Here is a 20,299-nt window from a genome sequence, read left to right as displayed (position 1 = left end):
CAGAAAGGGAACAGTCATGGCAGTCACGGGAGTGGTGGGCGCCGGCGTCATGGGCATCGGCGTCGCCCAGGACTTCGCCGCCGCCGGCCACGAGGTCGTCCTGGTCGACAAGGACGAGCGGATCCTCGAAGAGGCCCGCGCCGCGATCACGCGCAACTGCCGGCTCAGCCGGCTGATGGGCGGCCCCGCGCTCGACGCGGACGAGATCCTCGCCCGGATCACCACCGCGGTCGGCCTGGCCGCGCTGGACAAGACCGAGATCCTCGTCGAGAACGTCACCGAGGACTGGGACATCAAAGCCGCGGTGCACGCCGAGCTCGACGAGGTCTGCGGCCCGGACACGGTGATCATCGCCAACACCTCGGCCGTGCCGATCACCCGGATCGCCTCGGTCGGCAAGAACCCGGGCCGGGTCATCGGCGTCCACTTCATGAACCCGGTGCCGCAGAAGCCGGTCGTCGAGCTGATCCCCGGCTTCCACACCACGCCGGAGACCATCCTGCGCACCCGCGAGCTGCTCACCAGCATCGGCAAGCGCTGGGTCGACGTGAAGGACGCGTCGGGCTTCGTGTCCAACCGCGTGCTCATGCTGACCGTCAACGAGGCCGCCTACCTGGTGCACGAGGGCGTCGCCACCGCCGAATCCGTCGACGAGGTGTTCCGCGGCTGCTTCGGCCACCCGATGGGCCCGCTGGAGACCGCCGACCTGATCGGCGTCGACACGATCCTCTACAGCGTCGAGGTGCTCTACGAGCACTACGCCGACTCCAAGTACCGCCCCTGCCCGCTGCTCAAGCAGATGACCGACGCCGGCCTGCACGGCCGCAAGTCCGGCCGCGGCTTCTACACCTACAGCTGATCCCCCACCCCAGAAGGAGAAATGACCATGTCCGAGACCACCGGCGACATCCTCGCCTTCATCACCGGCCGCTTCCCGCAGGCCGAGATCACCGCCACCGAGGACATCTTCTCGCTCGGCTACATCAACTCCCTGTTCGCCATGGAGCTGGTGATGCACCTGGAGAAGACGTTCGCCGTCACCATCCCCAACGAGGAACTGCGGATCGACAACTTCCGCACCGCGGCGGCGATGACCGAGCTGGTCGGCCGCCTGCGCCCGGCCGCGACGGTGGGCTGACCCGTGACGGAGGTACTCACCGCGGTCCGCGCGCCCGGCCGCGAGGCCGCACGGGCCTTCGTGGACGAGCACATCGTCCCCTTCGCCGACGCGTGGGACAAAGCCGGGCGCATCCCCGAGGACCTGCTGGGCAAGATCGCCGAGGCCGGGCTGTGGGCACCGTTCCTGCCGCCCGCGCTCGGCGGCTCCGGCACCGACATGGTCACCCTCGGCGAGATCCACGAGGAGGTCGGCCGCGGCTGCTCGTCGGTCCGCAGCCTGCTGACCGTGCACACCATGCTCTCCTGGGCGTTGCTGCGCTTCGGCACCGAGGCGCAGCAACACCGGTGGGGCCCGGAACTGACGAGCGGACGCGTCCTGGGCGCGTTCTGCCTGTCCGAGCCGGGCGCGGGCAGCGACACGGCCGCGATCACCACCACGGCCACTCCGGAAGGTGACGGCTGGCGGCTCGACGGCCTCAAGAAGTGGACCACCAACGGGCAGCGCGCGGACCTGTTCCTGGTCTTCGCGAAGGGCCCGGCCAGCACGATCGCGCTGCTCGTGCCGCGCGACACCCCCGGCGTCACGGTCACCCCGATCGACGACATCCTCGGGACGCGCTCGTCGATGCTGGCGTCCATCTCCTTCGACGGCGTCCGGCTCGGCGCCGACGCGCTGCTGGGGCCGAGCGGCTTCGCCTCCGGCATGGTCCTCACCGGCACGCTCGACCTCGGCCGCTACAGCGTCGCGGCCGGGTCGGTGGGCATCATCCAGGCGTGCGCCGACGCGTGCGCGGACTACACGACCCGGCGCACGGTCGGCGGCACGCCGTTGAAGGACCTGCCGCTGATCCAGGCGAAGCTGTCGGACATGGTCACCGACGTCCGCGCGGCCCGGCTGCTGCTGGCCGAGGCCGGCCGGCTCAAGGACCGCGGCGACTCGGCCACGATCATGGCCACCTGGGTGGCGAAGTACTTCGCCTCGGTCGCGGCCGCCAAGCACGCGTCGGAAGCCGTGCAGGTGCACGGCGCCAACGGCTGCAGCGGGGACTACCCCGTGGCCCGGTTCTACCGGGACTCGAAGGTCATGGAGATCATCGAGGGCAGCACCGAGATCCAGCGGATGACCATCGCCGCCGAGGCCTACCGGAAGCAGGTACCGTGACCAGTCTCCTTTCCCCCGTCCCCGCTCAGGCTCCGGCGAAGCCGGTGCAGGGCAAGATCAAGTGCGTGGTGTGGGACCTCGACAACACCGTCTGGGACGGGGTTCTGCTCGAGGACGGCGACGTCCAGCTGCGCCCGTGGGTCGTCGAGCACGTCAAGCGGCTCGACGCGATGGGCGTGCTGCACTCGGTCGCCAGCAAGAACGACCACGAAACCGCGATGGCGAAGCTGCGCGAGTTCGGGCTGGACGAGTACTTCCTGTTCCCGCGCATCTCGTGGAACGCGAAGTCGGTGTCGATCGGGCAGATCGCCCGGAAGCTCAACCTCGGGCTGGACGCGTTCGCGTTCGTCGACGACCAGGAGTTCGAGCGGGCCGAGGTGGCGTTCGCGCTGCCGCAGGTGACCACTGTGGACATCCTGGAGGCCGACGAGGTGCTGCGGCGCCCGGAGTTCGCGCCCCGGTTCGTCACCGACGAGTCGGCGCAGCGGCGCGGGATGTACTTCAGCCAGCTCGCCCGCGACGACGTCGAGGCGGACTTCGCCGGCACCGGCGAGGACTTCCTGGCCAGCCTGGACCTGCGGTTCACCATCGCGCCGGCCAAGCGGGAGGACCTGCAGCGGGCGGAGGAGCTGACGGTCCGGACCAACCAGCTCAACTCGACCGGGCGCACGTACTCCTACGACGAGCTGGACGCGTTGCGCTCGTCTTCCGAGCACGTGCTGCTCGTCGCGTCGCTGACCGACAAGTTCGGCTCCTACGGCAAGATCGGCCTGGCGCTGCTGGAGAAGGGCACGCCGGACTGGCGGCTGAACATGATGCTGATGTCGTGCCGGGTGATGTCCCGCGGGGTCGGCACGGTCCTGCTCGGGCACGTGATGGGCCTGGCCCGGGCGGCGGGCGCGGGGCTGCGCGCGGACTTCGTCGAGACCGGCCGCAACCGGATGATGCAGATCACCTACGCGTTCAGCGGGTTCCGCGAGGTGTCGCGGGACGGCTCTCACGTGGTGCTCGCGGCGGACCTGTCCGAGATCCAGGAGCCGCCGGCGTACGTGACGCTCGAGGTGGAGTCGTGACGACGGCGGTGGCGAGCCGCTGGCTGCCGTTCCCCGCGACCGCGGGGAACGTGCGGCTGTACTGCCTCCCCCACGCGGGCGGCTCGGCCTCGGCGTTCCGCGCGTGGATCGGCAGGCTGCCCGGGGTGACGGTGTGTCCGGTCCAGCCGCCGGGCCGCGAGACGCGCCAGAAGGACGAACCGCACACGGCGATGTCTTCGTACGTCGCCGACCTGGCGGACTTCGTGCTGTCTTCCGGCGATGCGCCGTACGCGGTCTACGGCCACAGCCTGGGTGCGCTGGTCGGGTTCGAGCTGGTGCGGGAGATCTCCCGCCGCGGCGCTCCCCTGCCGGTGCACCTGGTGGTCTCGGGCTGCCCGGCCCCGCAGTGGCCGACCTTCGACGACCCGATCGTGGCGGGCATGGGCGACGCGGAGATCGTGTCGCTGCTGCGCACGCTGGGCGGAACGCCGGAGGTGTTCCTCAACGACCCCCGCGTGCTCCGGCTCATCCTGCCGCCGATCCGGGCGGACCTGACGGTGAAGAACACGTACTCCTACGTTCCCGGCCCGCCGCTGGAGGTGCCGGTGACGGCACTGGCGGGCACCTCGGACGTCCGCGCGAGTGTGGAGTCGGTGCTGGCCTGGCGGGACCAGACGGTCCGGCCGTTCCGCGGCCACGTGCTGGCGGGCGGGCACTTCGCGGTGCTGGAGCAGGAGGACGTCACCCTGGCCCACCTGGCCGCCGCCCTCCGCCCTTGGTCCTGAAGCTGCAGCACCCACGTGTGGGACATCGCGAATCGGGGTACTGACCCCCTGGAAACGTGGTGGGTCCGCCGCCAATACCCCTGGCGGCGGGCCCATCACCCTCGGCGGAGCCCGTCACCCTCGGCGGAGCCCGTCAGCAGGACCAGGCGTTGTCTTCCACCAGGTAGATCCGGAACCCCTCCCACCGGTCGGGAGCCGTGGCGCGGGCGCGGAGCGTTCCGTCGCCGCTGACGTCGGCCGAGACGTACCGGCCGTTCGCCGCGGACGTGATGTTGATGTCGCTGTTGTGGGCATCGACGTCTTGATAGGTGTAGATGTTGAACTTCTCCCACGCGTTCGGCCACTCGGCCCGGGCGTAGAGCGTTCCGTCTCCCCCCAGATCGGCGGAGACGTACCTCCCTTCCGAAGACTGCAGGGTGTAGTCGTAGCCGACGCCGCGCAGGACGAACCTTTCCCAGGCTCCCAGTCCGTTGTCGCCGTTGGTGCGGGCGCGCAACCGCCGGTTGTCGGCCCCGAGTTCGGCGGCGACCCAGTACGAGCTCGCCTTCGAGTTCAGGTACACCGTCCGGCAGTTCGACGCGGACGCGTACCACCGGGTGCCCTGGACCGCCGAGGCCGGCTGAGCGAACGACACCACGCCGAGTGCGCAGAGTGCCACCGCCGCGGTGATCCGCGATCTTTTCCGAGACATCGAAAATCCACTCCCATTCCGCTGGGTCATCGGGAAACTCGGGGCGCCGGACACGGCATGAAGAACGGACGTGCTCCCCCACACGTCCGTCGCCCCCCATCACGTCGCCGCCCCGGGACACCGGGGAGCGACGTCGGGAATACTAGGAGGAACCCGACAACAGCGTCAAGTAAAGTTTACTGAACAAGGTGGACGATGGCCGAACCCGACCCGCGCCGCACGCTCGACCAGGCGCTGACCAGTCTGATCGCCATGAAGGCGGCCCGCGACGGCGAGCACACCGTCACCGACCAGGCCATCGGCGAGCACATCGGGAAGTCGCGCACCACCGTGTGGAAACTGCGCACCGGCCAGGAGCGGAACCCCAAGATCGAGACGCTCGAAGCCCTCGCCCGGTTCTTCGGCGTGAAGGTGACCTACTTCCTCGACGACGGCAAGGCCGCGGTCGCCGACGAGCAGCTCGAGTCGCTGGCCGCCGCGCGCCGTCTCCAGGAAGCAGCCGAGCGGGGCGGCGTCACCGGCATCAACGCCCGTCTCGGCAGCCTTTCGCCGGAAAGCCTGCTCGCCGTGGCCCGGCTGATCGAGCAGCTGGACACGCCCGAACCATGACCGATCCCCTCCGCGACGCGGGGGCGAGCCTGTCGGCCCTCCGGCGCGCGATCGAGCGCGTCCTGGACGAGCTGGCCTGGCCGGTCCCGTTCGACCTCGACGCCCTGCTGGGGCAGATCGCGCTCCGGCGCGGCAAGCGCGTGGCGCTGCTCGCGACCGCGCTGCCACGGGACGGGGCGGGCGGGCTGGTCATCGAACGCGACCGTGACCTGGTGATCGTGGTCGACGAGACCCTGCCGCCCCTGCAACGGGAACACGTGATCCTGCACGAGGCGGCCCACGTCCTGTTCGGGCACCGCGGCACCTCGGTCGGGGACCTGACGGCGGACGAACTGACCGAACTGGACCCGGAAACGGTGCGGGACGCGCAGCGGTTCGCCCGGCGTGCCGGTTACCCGGCCCTCGAGGAGCGGGTGGCGGAGATCGCGGCGGCGCTGATGTCTTCGCGGGCCGGCGACGTCCGGCGCCGGACCGTCCGGCCGGGCCGATCGGACGCCGTCGCCGAGGCGAACAAGCGGTTCGAAGCCGCGCTGCTCACCCGGGCGCCCCGCCGGTGATCCTCCTCGACAGCACCGTCCTCGCCGCGGCGGGCGCGACGGCCGCGTGGCTGCTGTTCCTGCGCGCCCTGCTGCGCAATCCCCGCAACGACGCGGTGCTGTGCGTGTGGCTCAGCGCGCTGTTCCTGGCGTTCGGCCTCTACCTCGGCCTGCTCGAATACGGCGCGGAAGCCACCCGCCCGCTCCCGCGGTGGGCCCGGGTCGCGGCGATCACCCAGCACGTCTGCACGCTCGTGGGGCTCTACGCCGGTTACTGCGCCTACGCGCACCTCGTGCACGAGCCGCGGGAAGCCGTGCGCCACCTCGTCCGGCAGGGCTGGGTGCTGGCGGTGACGGTCACGGTCATGCTGGTCCCGGCGGTGCTCGCCGGTCCCGGCGACTTCACCGCCGCGCACACGGGACACTACGGCGAAGGCCCGGTGGCCGGCAGCTACCTGGCGGTGTTCACGGTCTACGCCGGGATCGTCGCGGCCGCCCTGGCCCGGACGTCCTGGACGTGGGCGCGCCGGGTCGACGACCGCTGGATCCGCCGCGGACTGCTGGCCGGCACCGCGGGGTTGCTCACCGGCGTGCTCTACTTCCTGCTCCGCGCCGGGTACATCGTGCTCGCCGCCACCGGTCACCAGCCCGCTTCGAAGGAGGGTGCGCTGATCGGCCGGCTGCTCGCGGTCGCCGTCCCGCTGTCGGTGTTCGGGCTGACCGCGCCCGCTTGGGGACCACGGCTGTCCCGGGTCAGGGTCTGGTGGTGGGCCTACCACGCCCACCGGCGCCTGCACCCGTTGTGGGCCGAGCTCACCGGCGCCTTCCCGCACGTCCGCCTGCCGCTGCCGGCTTCGCGGTGGTCGCCGCGGCACCGCCACCTGCGGCTGCACCTGCGGGTCATCCAGATCTGGGACGCCCGGCGCGCGCTGCTCGGCCACTGCCGGGCCGCCGACTACCAGCGCGCACTGAGCGAGTCGACGCTGACCGGCCGGCGCCGGGCGGCCCAGGCCGAAGCCGCGATGCTCGCCGCCGGCCTGCGCCGGTTGCGCGCCGGCCAGGCCCCCGGCGAGCCGGGCGAAACCCACGCCGAGCCGCACGCCGGGGAAGCCGACCTCCCGGCGGACGTGGCCTGGCTGGTCCAGGTCGCCGCGGCACTCCCCCGGCACCGGAAAGGCTGACCACCCCCGCCGCGGCCGCCCGGCTCAGGAACCCGGCTCGGCGATCCGGCCGGCGTGCAACCGGACCGTCGGCAACTCCACCACCGCGGTGGCCGGCAGGTTTCAGTACGCCGCCATCCGGACCGGCCGCCCAGCGCGAAAAAGGGCGCGAGCCCGCAATCCATAAACACCACCAACCGGCTCAGGAAGCCAGCTCCGCGATCCGCGCAGCGAGCAACCGCACCGTCGGCAACTCCACCACCGCCGTGGCCGGCAGCTGCCAGTGCGCCGCGATCCGGACCGCCCCCGCCGAGCGGCCGCCCAGCTCGAAGAAGTTGTCGTCCGCGCCGATCTCCTCGAAACCCAGTGCCTCCGCCCAGCGGTCGGCCACTTCGCGCTCGAGACCCGGCTCCGGCTCCACGAACGGCGTGCCCAGCGACGGCCGGGCCCGGACCGCCGACGATGATCCGACCGCCTCCGCCGCCCGCACCGGACGGACCGGCGGCAGCCCGGACAGCACCACCTCGGTCAGGTGTTCCGCTGCCGCCACCGCGGCGATGACCTCCGGGCCCGGGTCCGATGTGGACACCACGGTCGTCCACCGCCCCCGCCCGGCCAGCCGGGCGACGCGGGCCTCCGCGGCCAGGACCCGCCCGGCCGCGTCCGGCCGCACCAGCAGGATCCCCCGGCGACCGTCCAGGTCGGGCACGTTATGGTGGACTTCGGCCTCCGCGTGCCCCGCCAGCGCGCAGGGCTCGTGGTGCGGCCGCCACGCCTGGTCGCCCCGGACCGCCAGCGGTGTTTCGGCGTTCAGCACCGCCGCCAGGACCTGGTCCACGGCCGCCGCCGGGCCGATGTCGACATGTCGGGACGTCAGCACGGTCAGCGCCGCGTGCGACGGCGTGGTCAGGTCCGGACCGAGCACGCCGACCGCGCCGGAGGTCAACGTCACCATGCCCGGCCACAGCTCGGCCGCCGCCTCGACGTCCCCTGGCGAGCCGCCCAGTGCGAAGCCGTGGACGACCGTGCGCGGGACGACGACCAGCGACTGCCGCAGCAACGGCAGGTCGCCCGGTCCGACGACGAAGTCGCCGGTGTCCAGGAACGCGAACCCGGCTCCCGGCCGCACGGTGGTCACTTCGCCCCCCGCCAGTGTGATGCGGGACGCCAGCGCCTCGCCCACCGGATCGGCGGCGAACACCAGCCACGGCCCCGCCGCCCGCAGCCGGCGCTCCAGGCCGGCCACCGGCTGCGGGTCGGGCCGCCACGACGGCACGTACGCGTCCGGGCGGGCGAGCGCCACCGGATCGACCCAGAACCGCTTGCGCTGGAACGGGTACGGCGGCAGCTCCACCCGCCGCCCCTCGCCGCGGTGCAGGGCGGCCCAGTCCACAGTGGAACCGGCCAGCCACAGCCGGGCCACGACGGAAAGGACGCACGAACCGCCGTCGACGACCAGGGTGTCCGTGGCGCTCTCGTCCAGCCGGACGCCCAGCCGGGTCAGCCCGGCCGACAACGCCGACAGCGCCCCCTCGCGGGTGGCGGCCGGCGCGGGCACTTCGGCCCCGGACAGCAGGCGGTGCGCGGCGGAGGCCGTCGATGCCCAGTCCGAGCCGGTGCCCGCGACCAGGCGGAACCGCGGGTCACGGCGGCGGGTCTCGCCGTCGAGCCACCGGCCGGGGTCGGCGAGCGCGGCCAGCGCGTCGGCGTGGTCCTGGACCACGACCGCCCGGCGCAGCGCGAAGTGCCCGCGCGAAACCTGCAGCGTGAAACTGACGTCACCGAGGTCCAGCGCGGGATGAGCGGCCAGGTGAGCGCGCAGCCGCGAGGTCACCTCGTCCAGCGCGGCCGCGTCACCGGCGGAAAAGGTCAGGAGCCAGGGGCCACGCGAAGGCCGGGGCGCCCGCACCGGCGGCTCCTCGAGGACCACGTGCGCGTTCGTCCCGCCGACCCCGAACGAGCTGACCCCCGCCCGCCGCGGGCGGGCGTCCGCCGGCCAGGGCGCGTCGGCGGGCAGCACGGTGAACCGGTCCCCGAGCGCGGGGTTGGGCGTGCGGAACCCGGCCGTGCCCGGCAGGACGCCGTCACGCAGGTTCAGCGCCGCCCGGATCAGCGACGTGACGCCGGAGGCGCGGTCGAGGTGCCCGATGCTGGGCTTGACCGAGCTGAGCACGCACGGCTCGGCCCGCCCGGGCCCGAACACCCGGTTCAGCGCGGCCAGCTCGATCGAGTCGCCCAGCGGGGTGCCGACGGCGTGGCACTCGACGTACCCCACCGTCTCCGGCTTCACCCCGGCCACGGCCAGCGCGGTGTCGACCACCGCGGCCTGCCCGGCGACGCCGGGAGCCGGGTAGCCGGCGCGGTCGCGGCCGTCGTTGTTGACCGCCGAGCCGAGGAGCACGGCGTGCACGACGTCGCCGTCGGCGAGGGCGTCCTCCAGGCGCTTCAGCGCGACGACCGCCGCGCCGGACCCCATCACGGTCCCGTTCGCGTCGGCGTCGAGGGCGCGCACCCGGCCGTCGGGCGAGAGGATGCTGCCCTCTTCGGCGAGGTGGCCGGCTGTTTGCGGCAGCGGCAGCGCCGCCCCGCCGGCCAGTGCCAGGTCGCACTCGTAGGTCAGCAGGCTCTGGCAGGCCAGGTGCACCGCGACCAGTGACGTCGAGCAGTACGTCTGCACGGTGATCGCCGGGCCGCGCAGGCCCAGCTTGTACGAGACGAGCGACGTCAGCGAGTCACGCTCCACCCCGGCCGACAGCAACGGCTTGCCGCCGGGCTCTTCGGCCAGTCCGGCGAGGTTGCGGGTCAGGTAGTCGGGGAACGCGCAGCCGGCGAACAGCCCGACCGGCAGGCCGGGATCGGTCGGCCGGTACCCGGCCCGCTCCAGCGCCTCCCACGAGCATTCGAGCAGCAGCCGGTGGTGCGGCTCCAGGGTTTCCGCCTCGCGCGGGCTCAGCCCGAAGGCGGCGGCGTCGAACGTCTCGACGCCGCCCGCCACCGGCCCGCCGACGCGGACGTGGCCCGGGGTGGCCGGGTCCACCCCCGCGGCGGCGAGCTCGGCGTCGGTCAGTTCGCGCAGGCCGGGGACGCCGGCCGCGAGGTTGCGGCGCAGCTGCTCGACGTCGGCGGCGCCCGGGAAGCGCCCCGCCATCCCGACGAGCGCCACGGCCGATTCGGGTGCCGGTTCCGTCACGGCAGGTCCTTTCTCCGGTGGGGTCAGAGCAGGTGGCTGCGGCCCCAGCCGTGGGCGAGCCGGTAGGTGGCGAACGCCCCGGTGGCCAGGCCGATGCCGAGCACGATCAGCCCCGGGCGCAGCATGGCTTCGGCGTGGCCCGCCACGGCCTCGCGGATCAGCGACAGGCCCCAGTAGCCCGGGGAGAACGGCGCGATGGCCTGGGCCCACGACGGCATCAGCGACACCGGCAGCAGCGAGCCGCCGAGCGAGCTGATGGTGATCGCGCCGAGGTCGACCGCGACGATCAGGTCACCGCGGCTGCGGACCACAGTGGACAGTGCGGCGCCCATGGCCAGCAGCATGAAGCCCCACAGGCACATCGCGCCGAGCACCAGGCCGGGCGACACCGGGAACGGCATCCCGACGACGAGCCAGCCGTACACCATGAGCACGCTCTGCTGGATCAGCAGCACCACGAACACCGGGACCGCCTTGCCGATCAGCAGTTCCGCGCGGGCGGCACGGCTGGCGCGCAGCCGGTCCCAGGTGCGCCACTCGCGTTCGACGAAGATCGCGTTGCCCACGATCGCCATGGCGAACACGGAGAACATCACCAGCTGCCCGGTCACCGCCTCGACCGCGCCGGTGCCCAGCGCCTTCACGTACAGCGGCTGGAACAGCACCATGAAGATCATCGGCGTGATCAGGTAGCTGATCAGCTGCGAGGGGTCGCGCAGGCGCAGGATCGCGTTGTAGCGGACGAGGGCGCCGGCCCGGGAGAGGGAGTCAGTGCGCGTCGACATCGGTGGTCACCGCCAGGGAGTGGTAGAGGTCGTCCAGGCTGGGGTTGCGCAGTTCGACGGACTCGACCGGCCGCTCGACCGTCGGCAGCAGCTCCAGCAGCGTGCCGGTCGGGTCGGTGGTCGAGACGGTCAGCTGCTCGTCGGCGGTGCGCACGCGGACCTCGCCGGGCAGGCCCGACAGCAGTTCGTCGGCGCCGCCGCGCGCGATCACCCGGCCTTCGGCGGCCACCGCGATGGTGGCCTGCAGATCGGTCAGTTCGGTCAGGTAGTGGGTGGTGTAGACCACTGCGGCTCCCTCGCCTGCTCGTTGCTTGACCACGTCGAGCAGCGCCTGACGGGTCTCGGGGTCGGCACCGGCGGTCGGCTCGTCGAGCAGCAGCAGCGCCGGCCGGTGCACCAGCGCCGTCGCGGCCTGCGCCCGCCGCTGCTGGCCGCCCGAGAGCAGGCCGCAGGTGCGGTTCAGGAAGCTCTCCAGCCGCAGCGCGGCCGTGAGGTCGTCGATGGCCGAGCGCAGCGCGGCCCGGCGCAGGCCGGCGAGGCGGCCGTACAGCTCCAGGTGCTCGCGGACGGTCAGCGGGCGGTAGAGCGCGATGTGCTGCGGGGAGATGCCGATGCGGTCGCGGGCGCGCGTCGGCGATTCGCCGTCGACGAGCACGGTTCCGCTGTCCGGGCGCAGCAGCCCGGACACCATTTCGACGAACGTGGTCTTGCCGGCGCCGTTGTGGCCGACCAGTCCGACGATCTCGCCCGCGGCGACCTCGAGGCTGAAGCCGTCGAGGGCCTGCACTTCGTCGTAGCGTTTCCGGAGGTCGATTGCTTGCAACATGGGGGATCGCTCCTTGCGGTTCACGGCTCTTGCAATGTCGCACGGGGACGGCCGGGACGGCGCTCCCCCGCGGTGGCAGGAAACTGCCGTCATTCGGTGCCGGCGGGCACCGCGCTCAGCGCCTCCCGCAACGCGACGCGGTCGAACTTGCCGTTGACCGACCGGGGCAGCTTCGGCAGCACCTCGATCCGCCGCGGCAGCATGTACGCGGGCAGTTCCTTCGCCAGCGCGCGGGAAACCGCCTCGACGTCGGCTTCCGGCGCGACCGCCAGCACGATCCGCTGGCCCAGCACGGGATCCGGCACGCCGAACGCGGCCGCCTCCCCCACCAGGCCCGTGGCGTAGGCCGCTTCCTCGACCTCGGCGGGGCTGACGCGGTAGCCCGACGTCTTGATCATCTCGTCGGTCCGGCCGACGAAGTAGAGGAAGCCGTCCTCGTCGCGGTAGACGGTGTCGCCCGACCAGACGGCGATCTCCGGGCGCACCAGGCCGTCCGGGCCCGGCACCGGGCGGAAGCGTTCGGCGGTGCGGCCCGGGTCGTTCCAGTAGCCGAGCGCCACGAGCGCGCCGCGGTGCACCAGCTCGCCGTGCTCGCCGGGCAGGCAGGGCGTGCCGTCGGGGCGCAGCACGAGCACTTCGGCGTTCGGGATCGCCTTCCCGATCGAGCCGGGACGGCGGTCCGCCTCGGCCGGGTCGAGGTAGGTGGAGCGGAACGCCTCGGTCAGGCCGTACATCAGGAACGGTTGCGCGGCCGGGAAGATCTCGCGCAGCCGGGTCAGCGTGGCGCGGGGCATGCGGCCGCCGGTGTTGGCGAAGTAGCGCAGCCGCGCGGTCGCCTCGGCCGGCCACTGCTGGGTCACCAGCTGCAGCCACAGCGGCGGCACGCAGGTGAGCGCGGTGACGCCGTGGCGGGCGCAGAGCCGGACGATCTCCTTGGGCAGCAGGTAGTTCACGAGCACGACGTGCGCGCCGGCGGCGAAGGCGGTGGTGAGCTGGCTGAAGCCGGCGTCGAAGCTGAGCGGCAGCGCGGCGAGCACGACGTCTTCGCGCGTGTGGCCGAGGTACTCCGCGACGCTCGCGGCGCCGGCGAGCAGGTTGCGGTGCGAGAGCACGACGCCCTTGGGACCGCCGGTGCTGCCGGAGGTGTACATGATGGCGGCCGGGTCCTGGTCGATCACGGTGCCGGGCACCGGGACCGGGTCGTTGGCGAGCAAGGCGTCCCAGGCGGGCTCGCCGAACACGACGACCGGGGTCGCGCCCGGCACCGCCTCGCGGACCGTCGCCAGCCGCTCGGTGGTCGTGAACACCACCTTCGGCGCGCAGTCGGCGGCGACGTGCGCGATGTGCCGGGCCTTGAACAGCGGGTTCAGCGGCACCAGGACCGCGCCGGCGGCCGCGGTGGCGAACAGCGCGACGACCGTCTCGAGGCGTTTCTCCGCGTACACCGCGACCCGGTCGCCGCGGCGGACGCCGAGCCGGTGCAGGCCGGCGGCGACGCGCTGCACCTGGTCGGCCAGCTCGGCGTAGGTGAGCGTGCGGTCCTTGTAGGTGACGGCCGGGGCGCCGGCCGCGCCGCGGGCGAGCAGCTGGTCGAGCCGCACCGGGGCGGCCGCCTCAGACATCGGCGGGCTCCGGCGCGACGAACTCCGCGACGGCGGCCCACAGGGTGCCCGCGGTGGCGAAGGTGTCCTCGGTGAGCAGCTCGTCGGGCAGCTCGAAGCCGAAGGTCTCCTCCAGGTCGGTGACGAGCTGCACGACGCCCATCGAGTCGAGCCCGAGCGCGGCGAGGTCGTCGTCCTCGGCGATCCGGTCGCCGAGCGCGTACGGCAGGTGCGCGACCAGGATCTCGAGGAACCCCGGCGGGATGGGGAGTGTGTCAGGCATTTCGTCACCCTGTTTCGCTTTCGGCGGTCAACCGTGTCCCCCCGAGAACACCACCGGCCGGAATCACCCGGCCATCACCGCGCTCTCATCCCGCCACTCCCCGGGCGAGAGCGGCGTGAGAGCGCCCCGAGAAGACCGGCTGCGACGGTGGAAAGGGTAGAAGCCAGACCTTTGGAGGCACGATGTCGACGGCCACCCTCCCGCCGCTCGGGGCGTTCTCCGTGCCCGAGCCGGACCCCGAAGCCGAGCTGTACCGCTACGCGGCCCGCTGCGGCCGCATCTCGTCCGTGGCCACCGCCGCGGCCCACCTCGGCCTGCCCGCGGACACGGTCCAGGCCGCCGCGGCACGGCTCGTCGAGCTGCAGCTGCTGCGCGCGGTCGACGACGGCTTCGTCCCCCGTGAACCCTCGGCGGCCGCGGAGCTCGTCGTGACCCCGCTGGAACGCGCGATGTACGAGCGGCGCGAAATGGCCGACCGCCTGCGCGAGCGCATCGACGGCATCACGCGCGCCCCGGCAGGCGCGGCGGGCACGCTCGACCGCCTGGAGGGCGTGGCCGAGATCCGCGGCCTGGTCAAGCTGGCGGCCGAGGTCTGCCGCGACGAGCTGGTGGTCCTGCACCCGGGCGAGGCGGCCGACGACCTGGTCGACGAGCTGCTGGACGCGTGCTGTTCGGTGCTGGGCGACGGCGTCGGCGTGCGGGTGGTCTGCCCCCACCGCAGCCGCGCGGGCTACGCGGCCCGCGCCCGGTTGACGCAGCTGGCCGGCCGCGGGGCGCAGATCCGCACGCTCAGCCGCGTCCCGGAGGCGGCGGTGGTCTTCGACCGGTCGCTGGCGGTGACGCTGGACGTCGCGGACCTGTCGGCCCGCCGGGTCCGCGACCGCGGCATGGTGCGCTTCCTGCTGGGCTTGTTCGACCAGCTGTGGGACGGAGCGACGCCGTTCTCGGCGGAGGACCAGGGCTACAGCGGCGAGATCGCCCACGACATGCAGCAGACGATCGCCCGGTTGATGGCCCAGGGCCTGACGGACGAGGTCGTGGCGCGGCGGCTGGGGATGTCGGTGCGGACGTGCCGGCGGCACATCGCGGCGATGCTGCAGAACCTGGATGCGGTGTCGCGGTTCCAGGCGGGAGTGCAGGCCGCTTCACGGTTCACGCTCGCGTGAGGCCGCGGCCCGGCTCCAGCCCGATTCGGCCCGACGGCCCGGCTCCGGCTCGGCTCGGCAGCCCAGCTCAGTCCGGCAGTGCTGAAATTGTCGGTGCCCGTCGGTAGAATGGAAAACGGGGGGGCGCCCCGCGGCCCAGCCCGGTCCGGCCGAAGCCGGCAGCCCGGGCCCGCGGCGAATTGACCCAATGCCTGCTCCCCCACCACACCAGCTCCGGCACCACCGGCTCGAGCGCCACACGAAGAGGGGCCTTCCGCTCACGGAAGGCCCCTCTTCTCTGCCCGCCCTACCACCCCGCAGCCTCGGCAACGACACCGTAGGTGCGCGGCAGATCGGTCATCCGGTAGATGCCGGCCTCCGGGATGCGGATGCCGTACCGGTGCTCGATCCGGGCGAGCAGCTCGATCACCACCACCGACGTGACCCCCAGATCGCCCGCGAACGAGGTCGCGGTGGCCACCTCGGTGGCGGGTACCGAGAACAGGTCGGCGGCCAGCGCCGCCAGCTCGTCGAAGCGAGCCGGGACGACGGGCACCGAAGGCGCGGCCGTGCGGCGGAACGGGCGGGGCGGCCGGGCGCAGCCCGCCGCCGCGACCGCCACCACCAGGTCGGCCTGGTGGCTCAACGTCACCACGATCTCCTCCAGGCCCGCCTCTTCCGCGATCTGCGCCGCGCCGCCGCCCAGGGTCACCAACGGCGCTCCCCAGTCGTCGTTGGTGACCTCGATGTCACGCCAGCGCAGGCCCTGGCCGAAGCCACGGCCCAGCATCTTGCAGGTGGCCTCCTTGACGGAAAACCGCCCGGCCAGCCGTTCCAGGGACCGTTCGGCACCCATCCGGGCGGCCTGCTCCAGCTCGACCGGGGTGAAGACCAGCGTCCGGTAGCGCCGGTGCGCCGCGACCTCCGCGAACCGCGGGATCGACATCAGGTCCACGCCGATTCTCATCCACTCCGCCCCCCGAGCAGGCTCGCCGTGGCCGCCGGCACCAGCCGCAGCGCGGAGACGTCGACCGCGAGCAGCGAAAGCCAGCCCTCGCGCAGCGGCCCGCGCGTGTGCAGCAGGACGCGGTCGCCGTCGGCCACCACGCCCTCGGCCAGCGCCGCGCAGAAGGCCAGCCACGCGTCGCACGGGCCGCGGCCGGTGAAGCGGTGGCCGGCCGCCAACGCCGGTTTTCCTTCGCCGCAGCCGGAAACCGTCAACGCCGCGGCACCGCGCCGGACCCGCAACCCGATGGCCGCGAACCGCGGGTGGGCGCCCGCCGTGTCGGCGAACAGCGGCTCGTCGCAGACGACCGCCGTCGCTTCGCTCTCGACCGCCCACTCCAGCAGCCCGAAGACGGCCGTGCCGCCGAGCTCGTCGAGGTGGGAGAGGCCGACGTCCTCGCCCGCCCAGCCGCTGCGGTGCACCAGCCCGGCCAGCGCGGCGACGTTCGGGTCGCGCAGCGGGCCCGACCGCACGAAGAACAGCGGCTGCGGCACGGCAGGCGGCCCCAGCGCGGCGAGCACCTCCGCCGCGACGTCGACGTCGTCGTCCTCCGGGATCCGGACCATCAGGCGGGACAACGGGATCCCGGCGGCGGCCAGCCGCTCCGGCGGGACCAGGTCGGCCGCCCCGGGCAACGTCGACAGCGGCACGTACTCCTCGCGCCGGGCCGCGGCGAACGCGATCGTGTCGATCCCCAGCTCAGGCATCGGCGTCTCCCGCCTGGTACCCGCGCGCCACGTGCAGGCGGTGGATGTTGCTGGTGCCCTCCATGAACTCGAAGGCGTGCACGTCCCGCGTCCACTTCTCCAGCAGCGGGTGCTCGATCAGGCCGGCCGGGCCGAGTGCGGCCGACGCCCAGTGCGCCGTCCCCACCGCCAGGCCGACCGCGCCGAGCTTCGCCGCGCTGGAGAGGTAGCCGCGCTCGGGGTCGCCGTCGATCCGCGCCGCCGCCTCGTACACGAGCTCACGGCCCGCTTCGGCGCGGGCGAGGGCGAGCTGGCCGCCCGGGGCGTTCTTCCGGTGCTCCAGCACGTACTCGACCATCGCCAGCGCCGTCCCCACGGCGGAGGCGGCGATCCGCACCCGCATGTGGTTGAACGTCGTGATGGCGGCGAAGATCCCGCGCCGCGTCGCCGGCAGGTGGTCGCCCAGCATCCGGCCCGCGGGCACCTCGACGTCCGAAAAGGACAGCCGGCTGATGTAGGCGCCGCGCAGGCCGATCATCTCGAGCTTCTCGCCCTGCCAGCCCGGCGCCGGGACCTCGACCAGCGCCGCGCGGATCGACAGCGCGCCGCGGCCGGTGCGGCCGAACACCACGCCGACGCTGCCGCGGGCGGCGTTGCCGACGTAGCACTTGCCGCCGTTGAGGCGCCAGCCGTCGCCGTCGCGGTCGAAGCGGGTCTCCATCGCGGTCGCGTCGTTGCCGCGGCCCTCTTCGGTCATCGCGAAGAACGACCAGCGGCGGCCGCCGTGCATCCGGGTGAAGAACCACTCCTGCTGCTCGGGCGTGCCGAGCAGCTCGACGAACACCCCGGCCAGCCCGGGTGACGGGCAGGCCAGGATCGCACCGACGTCGCCGCGGGCCAGTTCGATCAGCCCGGCCACGTTCTCCAGGCACGAGCCGCGTTCCATCGCCCGCAGCAACGGCGTCGACGGCAGCGACTCGCGGTACTGCGGCGGCGTGTCGGCCTGCCGCACCATCTCGAACACGGGCGAGTTGTAGTGCTCCTCCATCGCGTCCGGGTCGGTGTCGATGGCCAGGGCCCGCGACCGCAGGTCCACCGCCGCCTCCCGGCTCAGGTCGCGGACCGCGCGGACGCGTTCGCTCAGCTCGATCATGCCGGTTCTCCTTCCGGTTCCCGGTCCACCCAGGTGCCGGCCACCAGGGCCGAGACGTAGAGCGACCGCGCGGGTGAGGTGGCCAGGAAGCCCGAGGCGCCGAGGTGCTGGGCCACCCGCCAGCCCAGCTCGTCCAGCTCGCGGTGGACGTCGGCGACGGCGGCCGGGTGCCGCTGCGAGCGCACCTGGGCGCGCAGCCGTTCCACCGCGGCCATCACGTCGCCGATCGCGCCGGCGATCAGCTGCTTGCGGATCAGCGGTTCGTCGCCGCTGGTGCGGTTCGACAGGTGCTCGACGACGTGGTCGAGCACCGAGCGCAGCACGCCCAGCCGGACGGCCGCCAGGTGCCGGCCGAAGTCGGCGAGCTCGAGCGCGTCCCGCTCTTCGCGGGGACGGCCCGGGGTGGCGAGGAAGACGATGTCCTCGCGGTCGGCCAGGCTGTGCGTGCGCACTTCGGCGCCTCCGGGCACGGCCGCGGCGGGCACGGCCGCGTACCGGCCGGGGGCCAGCCGGTCGGCCGGGGTGGCGGGCAGGGCCGCGGCGAGACCGGCGGCGAGGCCGCCGCTGCGTGCGGTCCGCTCGCATTCGAGCAGGCTGGTGGTCACTTCTCCTCCACGACCTCGACGATCACCGACTGGAAGTAGGCGCCCTGGCCCACCGAGACCAGGGCGCAGCGCTCGCCGGGGCGCAGCCGTCCGGCCGCGTCGGCGTGCTGCAGGGCGAGCAGCGAGTCGACCCCGAAGTTGTGCCCGCGCTCGGCGACCAGGTCCAGCGGGATCTTCTCGAACGGGAAGCCGGACAGCCCGCTGAAGGTGCGCCAGAACATCCGGTTGGACAGGTCGGGCAGCACCCAGTCCACATCGGACAGTGCAAGGCCGGCGTCGCGGGCCGCGGCGCCCACGACGGCCACCGCCTGCTCGCAGCAGACCTTGCCGAAGAGGGTGAACTCCTCCTTGGTCATCCGCAGGCTGCGGTGGAACCGCGTGTCACGGGTGCTCGCCCCGCCGAGGTAGCGGTAGCGGGCCGGGCCGGGGGACACGACGAGGGCGGCGGCGGTGTCGCCCGCGACGGTCGTGCCCGGGATGTAGCGGCCGCGGTCGCTGGCGCTGCCCTGGTCGCCGCCGAGCACGAGCACCCGGTCGTCCGGCGCGGCACCGGGCCGGGCCAGGTAACGCCGGGCCAGCTCGACCGAGCGCAGCACCGAGGTGCAGTTGACGTGCGACACCCCGAAGAACGGCACGCCGGGCAGGCCGAGCGCGTCGCGCAGCCGGTCCGGGAACTCCCCGCACAGGTCCAGCTCGGCGATGAGCAGCGTGTGGCCGTAGAGCACCAGGCTCGCCCGCCCGCCGCCGAGCGCGGCCCGCCCGGCCTCGGCCAGGTGGTCCGCCATCCGTTCGCCCGGCGCGAGCACCGGGCTGTCGCGCAGGCCGTAGATGCGGCCGAACATGCGCCGCTCCAGGGGTTTGGCGCCCGACCGCACGAGCACGTCGTCGACGGCCTCGACCCGGCCGGGCAGCCGCACGGCGACCCGGGACAGCCCCGTGTCCATCAGTGCTCCCTCCCCCGGCGACGCGTGTCGACCTCCTGATCACGCGTGTCGACCCTCGGGTCACGCGTGTCGACCCTTCGCGCACGGGCGAAGGCCGCCGACCGCGCGCCCATCAGTGCTCCCTCCCCGGCACGAGCAGGCAGCTGCAGAACGTGCCGCTCGCCGGCTCGAAGTCGGCCAGCAGCACCGGCTGGTCCAAGGGCCACCGGCGGGCGAGACCCGCCCACACGCCCGTGCACCACAGGTCCGGCACCGCCTCGACCCGGCTCGCGTACGGCGTGCCCGCGAGCCTCTTGGCCAGGCCGGCGCCGGCCAGCACCGCCACGCCCGGGTGCCGGTACAGCACGTCGGCCAGCGCCAGCGTGGCGGTGTGCGGCCCGGTCCCGCCGAGCCGCACCTCCTCCAGCTCGGTCACCGCGACATCGCCGGTCGCGCCGGCCTGCAGCAGCACCGCCGCGTCCGGCCGGTGGGTGGCCGGGTGGCCGCTGTCCCACAGCACGGCGTTCTGGTCGTACACCAGCAGCGCCGCCTGGGTCGCCTCGCCGATCCGGCACAGGCCGTCCAGCAGGCGCAGGGCCGTGAACGCCGCCCCCGGCCCCGGGGCCGCGACCGAGCACGGTTCCGGGTTGCCGGGCAGGCGCCCGGCGAGGTAGCAGCCGGCGACCTCCGAGTGGTACAGGTCCGGCGAGTGGTAGGCCAGCACCACCGCGTCCAGCGGCGGCAGCGGCGCACCGGCGTCGGCCAGCAGCGCCTCGGTCATCTCGATGAACCCGTTGCCGGTGCGGGCCAGGAAGTCCTCCCGGTCCGCCGCGGCGCCGAAGGTGTCGACCATGAGCCGGGCCAGCTCCGGGCGCATCCCGAACACCGGCTTGGCGCGTTCGGTGAACACCCGGTGCGTCACGCCGCTCAGGTGCACCCCGGCCGGGCGCGGGGGTACCGCGGCCCGGCCCGGGGGCGCAAGCGTTTGCAGGGACATGGC

Annotated in this window: 21 protein-coding genes; 9 read left to right on the top strand and 12 right to left on the bottom strand. The window is 73.4% G+C overall.

Annotation, left to right across the window (positions count from 1 at the left end):
- The first annotated feature begins 16 nt into the window (after positions 1 to 16).
- Genes ABZX11_RS10955 through ABZX11_RS10935 form a run of 5 tightly spaced genes read left to right on the top strand, consistent with a single transcriptional unit; the run spans position 17 to position 4,100 of the window.
- Positions 17 to 859 (top strand): 3-hydroxyacyl-CoA dehydrogenase NAD-binding domain-containing protein, encoded by an 843-nt coding sequence (locus tag ABZX11_RS10955; protein ID WP_176176623.1) that lies wholly within the window; start codon positions 17 to 19, stop codon positions 857 to 859.
- Positions 860 to 886: 27 nt separating this feature from the next.
- Positions 887 to 1,138 carry an acyl carrier protein gene (locus tag ABZX11_RS10950; RefSeq protein ID WP_003066161.1) on the top strand — a complete coding sequence of 84 codons (252 nt, stop codon included), beginning with the start codon at positions 887 to 889 and terminating at the stop codon, positions 1,136 to 1,138.
- Positions 1,139 to 1,141: 3 nt separating this feature from the next.
- On the top strand, positions 1,142 to 2,281 hold the full coding sequence (locus tag ABZX11_RS10945; RefSeq protein WP_354911957.1) for an acyl-CoA dehydrogenase family protein: 1,140 nt from the start codon (positions 1,142 to 1,144) through the stop codon (positions 2,279 to 2,281).
- A complete protein-coding gene (locus tag ABZX11_RS10940; protein ID WP_354911954.1) occupies positions 2,278 to 3,354 on the top strand; it encodes an HAD-IIIC family phosphatase in 1,077 nt (358 codons plus the stop codon). The genes ABZX11_RS10945 and ABZX11_RS10940 overlap by 4 nt, the downstream gene beginning before the upstream one ends.
- The gene (locus ABZX11_RS10935) at positions 3,351 to 4,100 is read left to right on the top strand and encodes a thioesterase (RefSeq protein ID WP_176176621.1); all 750 of its coding nucleotides are present in this window, start codon (positions 3,351 to 3,353) and stop codon (positions 4,098 to 4,100) included. Before ABZX11_RS10940 ends, ABZX11_RS10935 begins: the two co-directional genes overlap by 4 nt.
- 133 nt (positions 4,101 to 4,233) lie before the next feature.
- Here ABZX11_RS10935 and ABZX11_RS10930 read toward each other — a convergent pair whose 3' ends face one another.
- Entirely contained in the window at positions 4,234 to 4,791 is a 558-nt protein-coding gene (locus ABZX11_RS10930; protein ID WP_354911951.1) for a hypothetical protein, read from the bottom strand.
- A 195-nt stretch (positions 4,792 to 4,986) separates the two neighbouring features.
- Between ABZX11_RS10930 and ABZX11_RS10925 the strand changes: the two genes are divergently transcribed.
- From ABZX11_RS10925 to ABZX11_RS10915, 3 genes are read left to right on the top strand one after another with little or no spacing between them, the layout of a single operon-like run.
- Positions 4,987 to 5,400 carry a helix-turn-helix transcriptional regulator gene (locus ABZX11_RS10925; protein WP_176176619.1) on the top strand — a complete coding sequence of 138 codons (414 nt, stop codon included), beginning with the start codon at positions 4,987 to 4,989 and terminating at the stop codon, positions 5,398 to 5,400.
- Entirely contained in the window at positions 5,397 to 5,957 is a 561-nt protein-coding gene (locus ABZX11_RS10920; RefSeq protein WP_354911948.1) for an ImmA/IrrE family metallo-endopeptidase, read from the top strand. The genes ABZX11_RS10925 and ABZX11_RS10920 overlap by 4 nt, the downstream gene beginning before the upstream one ends.
- Positions 5,954 to 7,117 (top strand): MAB_1171c family putative transporter, encoded by a 1,164-nt coding sequence (locus tag ABZX11_RS10915; protein WP_354911945.1) that lies wholly within the window; start codon positions 5,954 to 5,956, stop codon positions 7,115 to 7,117. Before ABZX11_RS10920 ends, ABZX11_RS10915 begins: the two co-directional genes overlap by 4 nt.
- A gap of 181 nt (positions 7,118 to 7,298) precedes the next feature.
- Here the strand turns inward: ABZX11_RS10915 and ABZX11_RS10910 are convergent, their stop codons facing one another.
- The 5 genes from ABZX11_RS10910 to ABZX11_RS10890 form a co-directional block, all read right to left on the bottom strand.
- On the bottom strand, positions 7,299 to 10,286 hold the full coding sequence (locus ABZX11_RS10910; protein WP_354911942.1) for a beta-ketoacyl synthase N-terminal-like domain-containing protein: 2,988 nt from the start codon (positions 10,284 to 10,286) through the stop codon (positions 7,299 to 7,301).
- 23 nt (positions 10,287 to 10,309) lie between these two features.
- Positions 10,310 to 11,071 (bottom strand): ABC transporter permease, encoded by a 762-nt coding sequence (locus ABZX11_RS10905; RefSeq protein ID WP_176176616.1) that lies wholly within the window; start codon positions 11,069 to 11,071, stop codon positions 10,310 to 10,312.
- On the bottom strand, positions 11,055 to 11,897 hold the full coding sequence (locus ABZX11_RS10900; protein ID WP_354911939.1) for an ABC transporter ATP-binding protein: 843 nt from the start codon (positions 11,895 to 11,897) through the stop codon (positions 11,055 to 11,057). The genes ABZX11_RS10905 and ABZX11_RS10900 overlap by 17 nt, the downstream gene beginning before the upstream one ends.
- A gap of 89 nt (positions 11,898 to 11,986) precedes the next feature.
- Positions 11,987 to 13,519 (bottom strand): acyl-CoA ligase (AMP-forming), exosortase A system-associated, encoded by a 1,533-nt coding sequence (locus ABZX11_RS10895; RefSeq protein WP_354911936.1) that lies wholly within the window; start codon positions 13,517 to 13,519, stop codon positions 11,987 to 11,989.
- The gene (locus ABZX11_RS10890) at positions 13,512 to 13,781 is read right to left on the bottom strand and encodes a phosphopantetheine-binding protein (protein ID WP_176176613.1); all 270 of its coding nucleotides are present in this window, start codon (positions 13,779 to 13,781) and stop codon (positions 13,512 to 13,514) included. The genes ABZX11_RS10895 and ABZX11_RS10890 overlap by 8 nt, the downstream gene beginning before the upstream one ends.
- A gap of 182 nt (positions 13,782 to 13,963) precedes the next feature.
- Between ABZX11_RS10890 and ABZX11_RS10885 the strand changes: the two genes are divergently transcribed.
- Positions 13,964 to 14,947 (top strand): LuxR C-terminal-related transcriptional regulator, encoded by a 984-nt coding sequence (locus tag ABZX11_RS10885; protein ID WP_176176612.1) that lies wholly within the window; start codon positions 13,964 to 13,966, stop codon positions 14,945 to 14,947.
- A 286-nt stretch (positions 14,948 to 15,233) separates the two neighbouring features.
- On the opposite strand, the gene acpS is transcribed toward ABZX11_RS10885, so the two are convergent.
- The 6 genes from acpS to ABZX11_RS10855 form a co-directional block, all read right to left on the bottom strand.
- Positions 15,234 to 15,893, bottom strand: a complete 660-nt coding sequence (gene acpS, locus ABZX11_RS10880) for a holo-ACP synthase (protein ID WP_354911933.1) — start codon at positions 15,891 to 15,893, stop codon at positions 15,234 to 15,236.
- Positions 15,890 to 16,639 carry a hypothetical protein gene (locus ABZX11_RS10875; protein ID WP_354911930.1) on the bottom strand — a complete coding sequence of 250 codons (750 nt, stop codon included), beginning with the start codon at positions 16,637 to 16,639 and terminating at the stop codon, positions 15,890 to 15,892. The genes acpS and ABZX11_RS10875 overlap by 4 nt, the downstream gene beginning before the upstream one ends.
- The gene (locus ABZX11_RS10870; RefSeq protein ID WP_354911927.1) at positions 16,632 to 17,771 is read right to left on the bottom strand and encodes an acyl-CoA dehydrogenase; all 1,140 of its coding nucleotides are present in this window, start codon (positions 17,769 to 17,771) and stop codon (positions 16,632 to 16,634) included. The genes ABZX11_RS10875 and ABZX11_RS10870 overlap by 8 nt, the downstream gene beginning before the upstream one ends.
- The gene (locus ABZX11_RS10865; RefSeq protein ID WP_176176608.1) at positions 17,768 to 18,376 is read right to left on the bottom strand and encodes an acyl-CoA dehydrogenase family protein; all 609 of its coding nucleotides are present in this window, start codon (positions 18,374 to 18,376) and stop codon (positions 17,768 to 17,770) included. The genes ABZX11_RS10870 and ABZX11_RS10865 overlap by 4 nt, the downstream gene beginning before the upstream one ends.
- Positions 18,373 to 19,320 (bottom strand): 3-oxoacyl-[acyl-carrier-protein] synthase III C-terminal domain-containing protein, encoded by a 948-nt coding sequence (locus ABZX11_RS10860; RefSeq protein WP_354911924.1) that lies wholly within the window; start codon positions 19,318 to 19,320, stop codon positions 18,373 to 18,375. Before ABZX11_RS10860 ends, ABZX11_RS10865 begins: the two co-directional genes overlap by 4 nt.
- 112 nt (positions 19,321 to 19,432) lie before the next feature.
- Positions 19,433 to 20,296 (bottom strand): hypothetical protein, encoded by an 864-nt coding sequence (locus ABZX11_RS10855; RefSeq protein ID WP_354911922.1) that lies wholly within the window; start codon positions 20,294 to 20,296, stop codon positions 19,433 to 19,435.
- Positions 20,297 to 20,299 lie beyond the last annotated feature (3 nt).

The sequence above is a fragment of the Amycolatopsis sp. NPDC004169 genome, from assembly GCF_040610315.1.
Lineage (GTDB): Bacteria > Actinomycetota > Actinomycetes > Mycobacteriales > Pseudonocardiaceae > Amycolatopsis.
The sequence above is the reverse complement of the archived record's forward strand: the minus strand, read 5'-3'. Positions and strand labels throughout refer to the sequence as shown.

Excerpts from the sequence above, each read along its gene's own strand:
- ABZX11_RS10920 (WP_354911948.1), top strand. The coding sequence starts at position 5,397 with ATGACCGATCCCCTCCGCGACGCGGGGGCGAGCCTGTCGGCCCTCCGG.
- ABZX11_RS10885 (WP_176176612.1), top strand. The coding sequence starts at position 13,964 with ATGTCGACGGCCACCCTCCCGCCGCTCGGGGCGTTCTCCGTGCCCGAG.
- ABZX11_RS10890 (WP_176176613.1), bottom strand. The coding sequence starts at position 13,781 with ATGCCTGACACACTCCCCATCCCGCCGGGGTTCCTCGAGATCCTGGTC.
- ABZX11_RS10875 (WP_354911930.1), bottom strand. The coding sequence starts at position 16,639 with ATGCCTGAGCTGGGGATCGACACGATCGCGTTCGCCGCGGCCCGGCGC.
- ABZX11_RS10925 (WP_176176619.1), top strand. The coding sequence starts at position 4,987 with ATGGCCGAACCCGACCCGCGCCGCACGCTCGACCAGGCGCTGACCAGT.
- ABZX11_RS10900 (WP_354911939.1), bottom strand. The coding sequence starts at position 11,897 with ATGTTGCAAGCAATCGACCTCCGGAAACGCTACGACGAAGTGCAGGCC.
- ABZX11_RS10860 (WP_354911924.1), bottom strand. The coding sequence starts at position 19,320 with ATGGACACGGGGCTGTCCCGGGTCGCCGTGCGGCTGCCCGGCCGGGTC.
- ABZX11_RS10950 (WP_003066161.1), top strand. The coding sequence starts at position 887 with ATGTCCGAGACCACCGGCGACATCCTCGCCTTCATCACCGGCCGCTTC.
- acpS (WP_354911933.1), bottom strand. The coding sequence starts at position 15,893 with ATGAGAATCGGCGTGGACCTGATGTCGATCCCGCGGTTCGCGGAGGTC.
- ABZX11_RS10930 (WP_354911951.1), bottom strand. The coding sequence starts at position 4,791 with ATGTCTCGGAAAAGATCGCGGATCACCGCGGCGGTGGCACTCTGCGCA.
- ABZX11_RS10855 (WP_354911922.1), bottom strand. The coding sequence starts at position 20,296 with ATGTCCCTGCAAACGCTTGCGCCCCCGGGCCGGGCCGCGGTACCCCCG.
- ABZX11_RS10905 (WP_176176616.1), bottom strand. The coding sequence starts at position 11,071 with ATGTCGACGCGCACTGACTCCCTCTCCCGGGCCGGCGCCCTCGTCCGC.
- ABZX11_RS10895 (WP_354911936.1), bottom strand. The coding sequence starts at position 13,519 with ATGTCTGAGGCGGCCGCCCCGGTGCGGCTCGACCAGCTGCTCGCCCGC.
- ABZX11_RS10955 (WP_176176623.1), top strand. The coding sequence starts at position 17 with ATGGCAGTCACGGGAGTGGTGGGCGCCGGCGTCATGGGCATCGGCGTC.
- ABZX11_RS10870 (WP_354911927.1), bottom strand. The coding sequence starts at position 17,771 with ATGATCGAGCTGAGCGAACGCGTCCGCGCGGTCCGCGACCTGAGCCGG.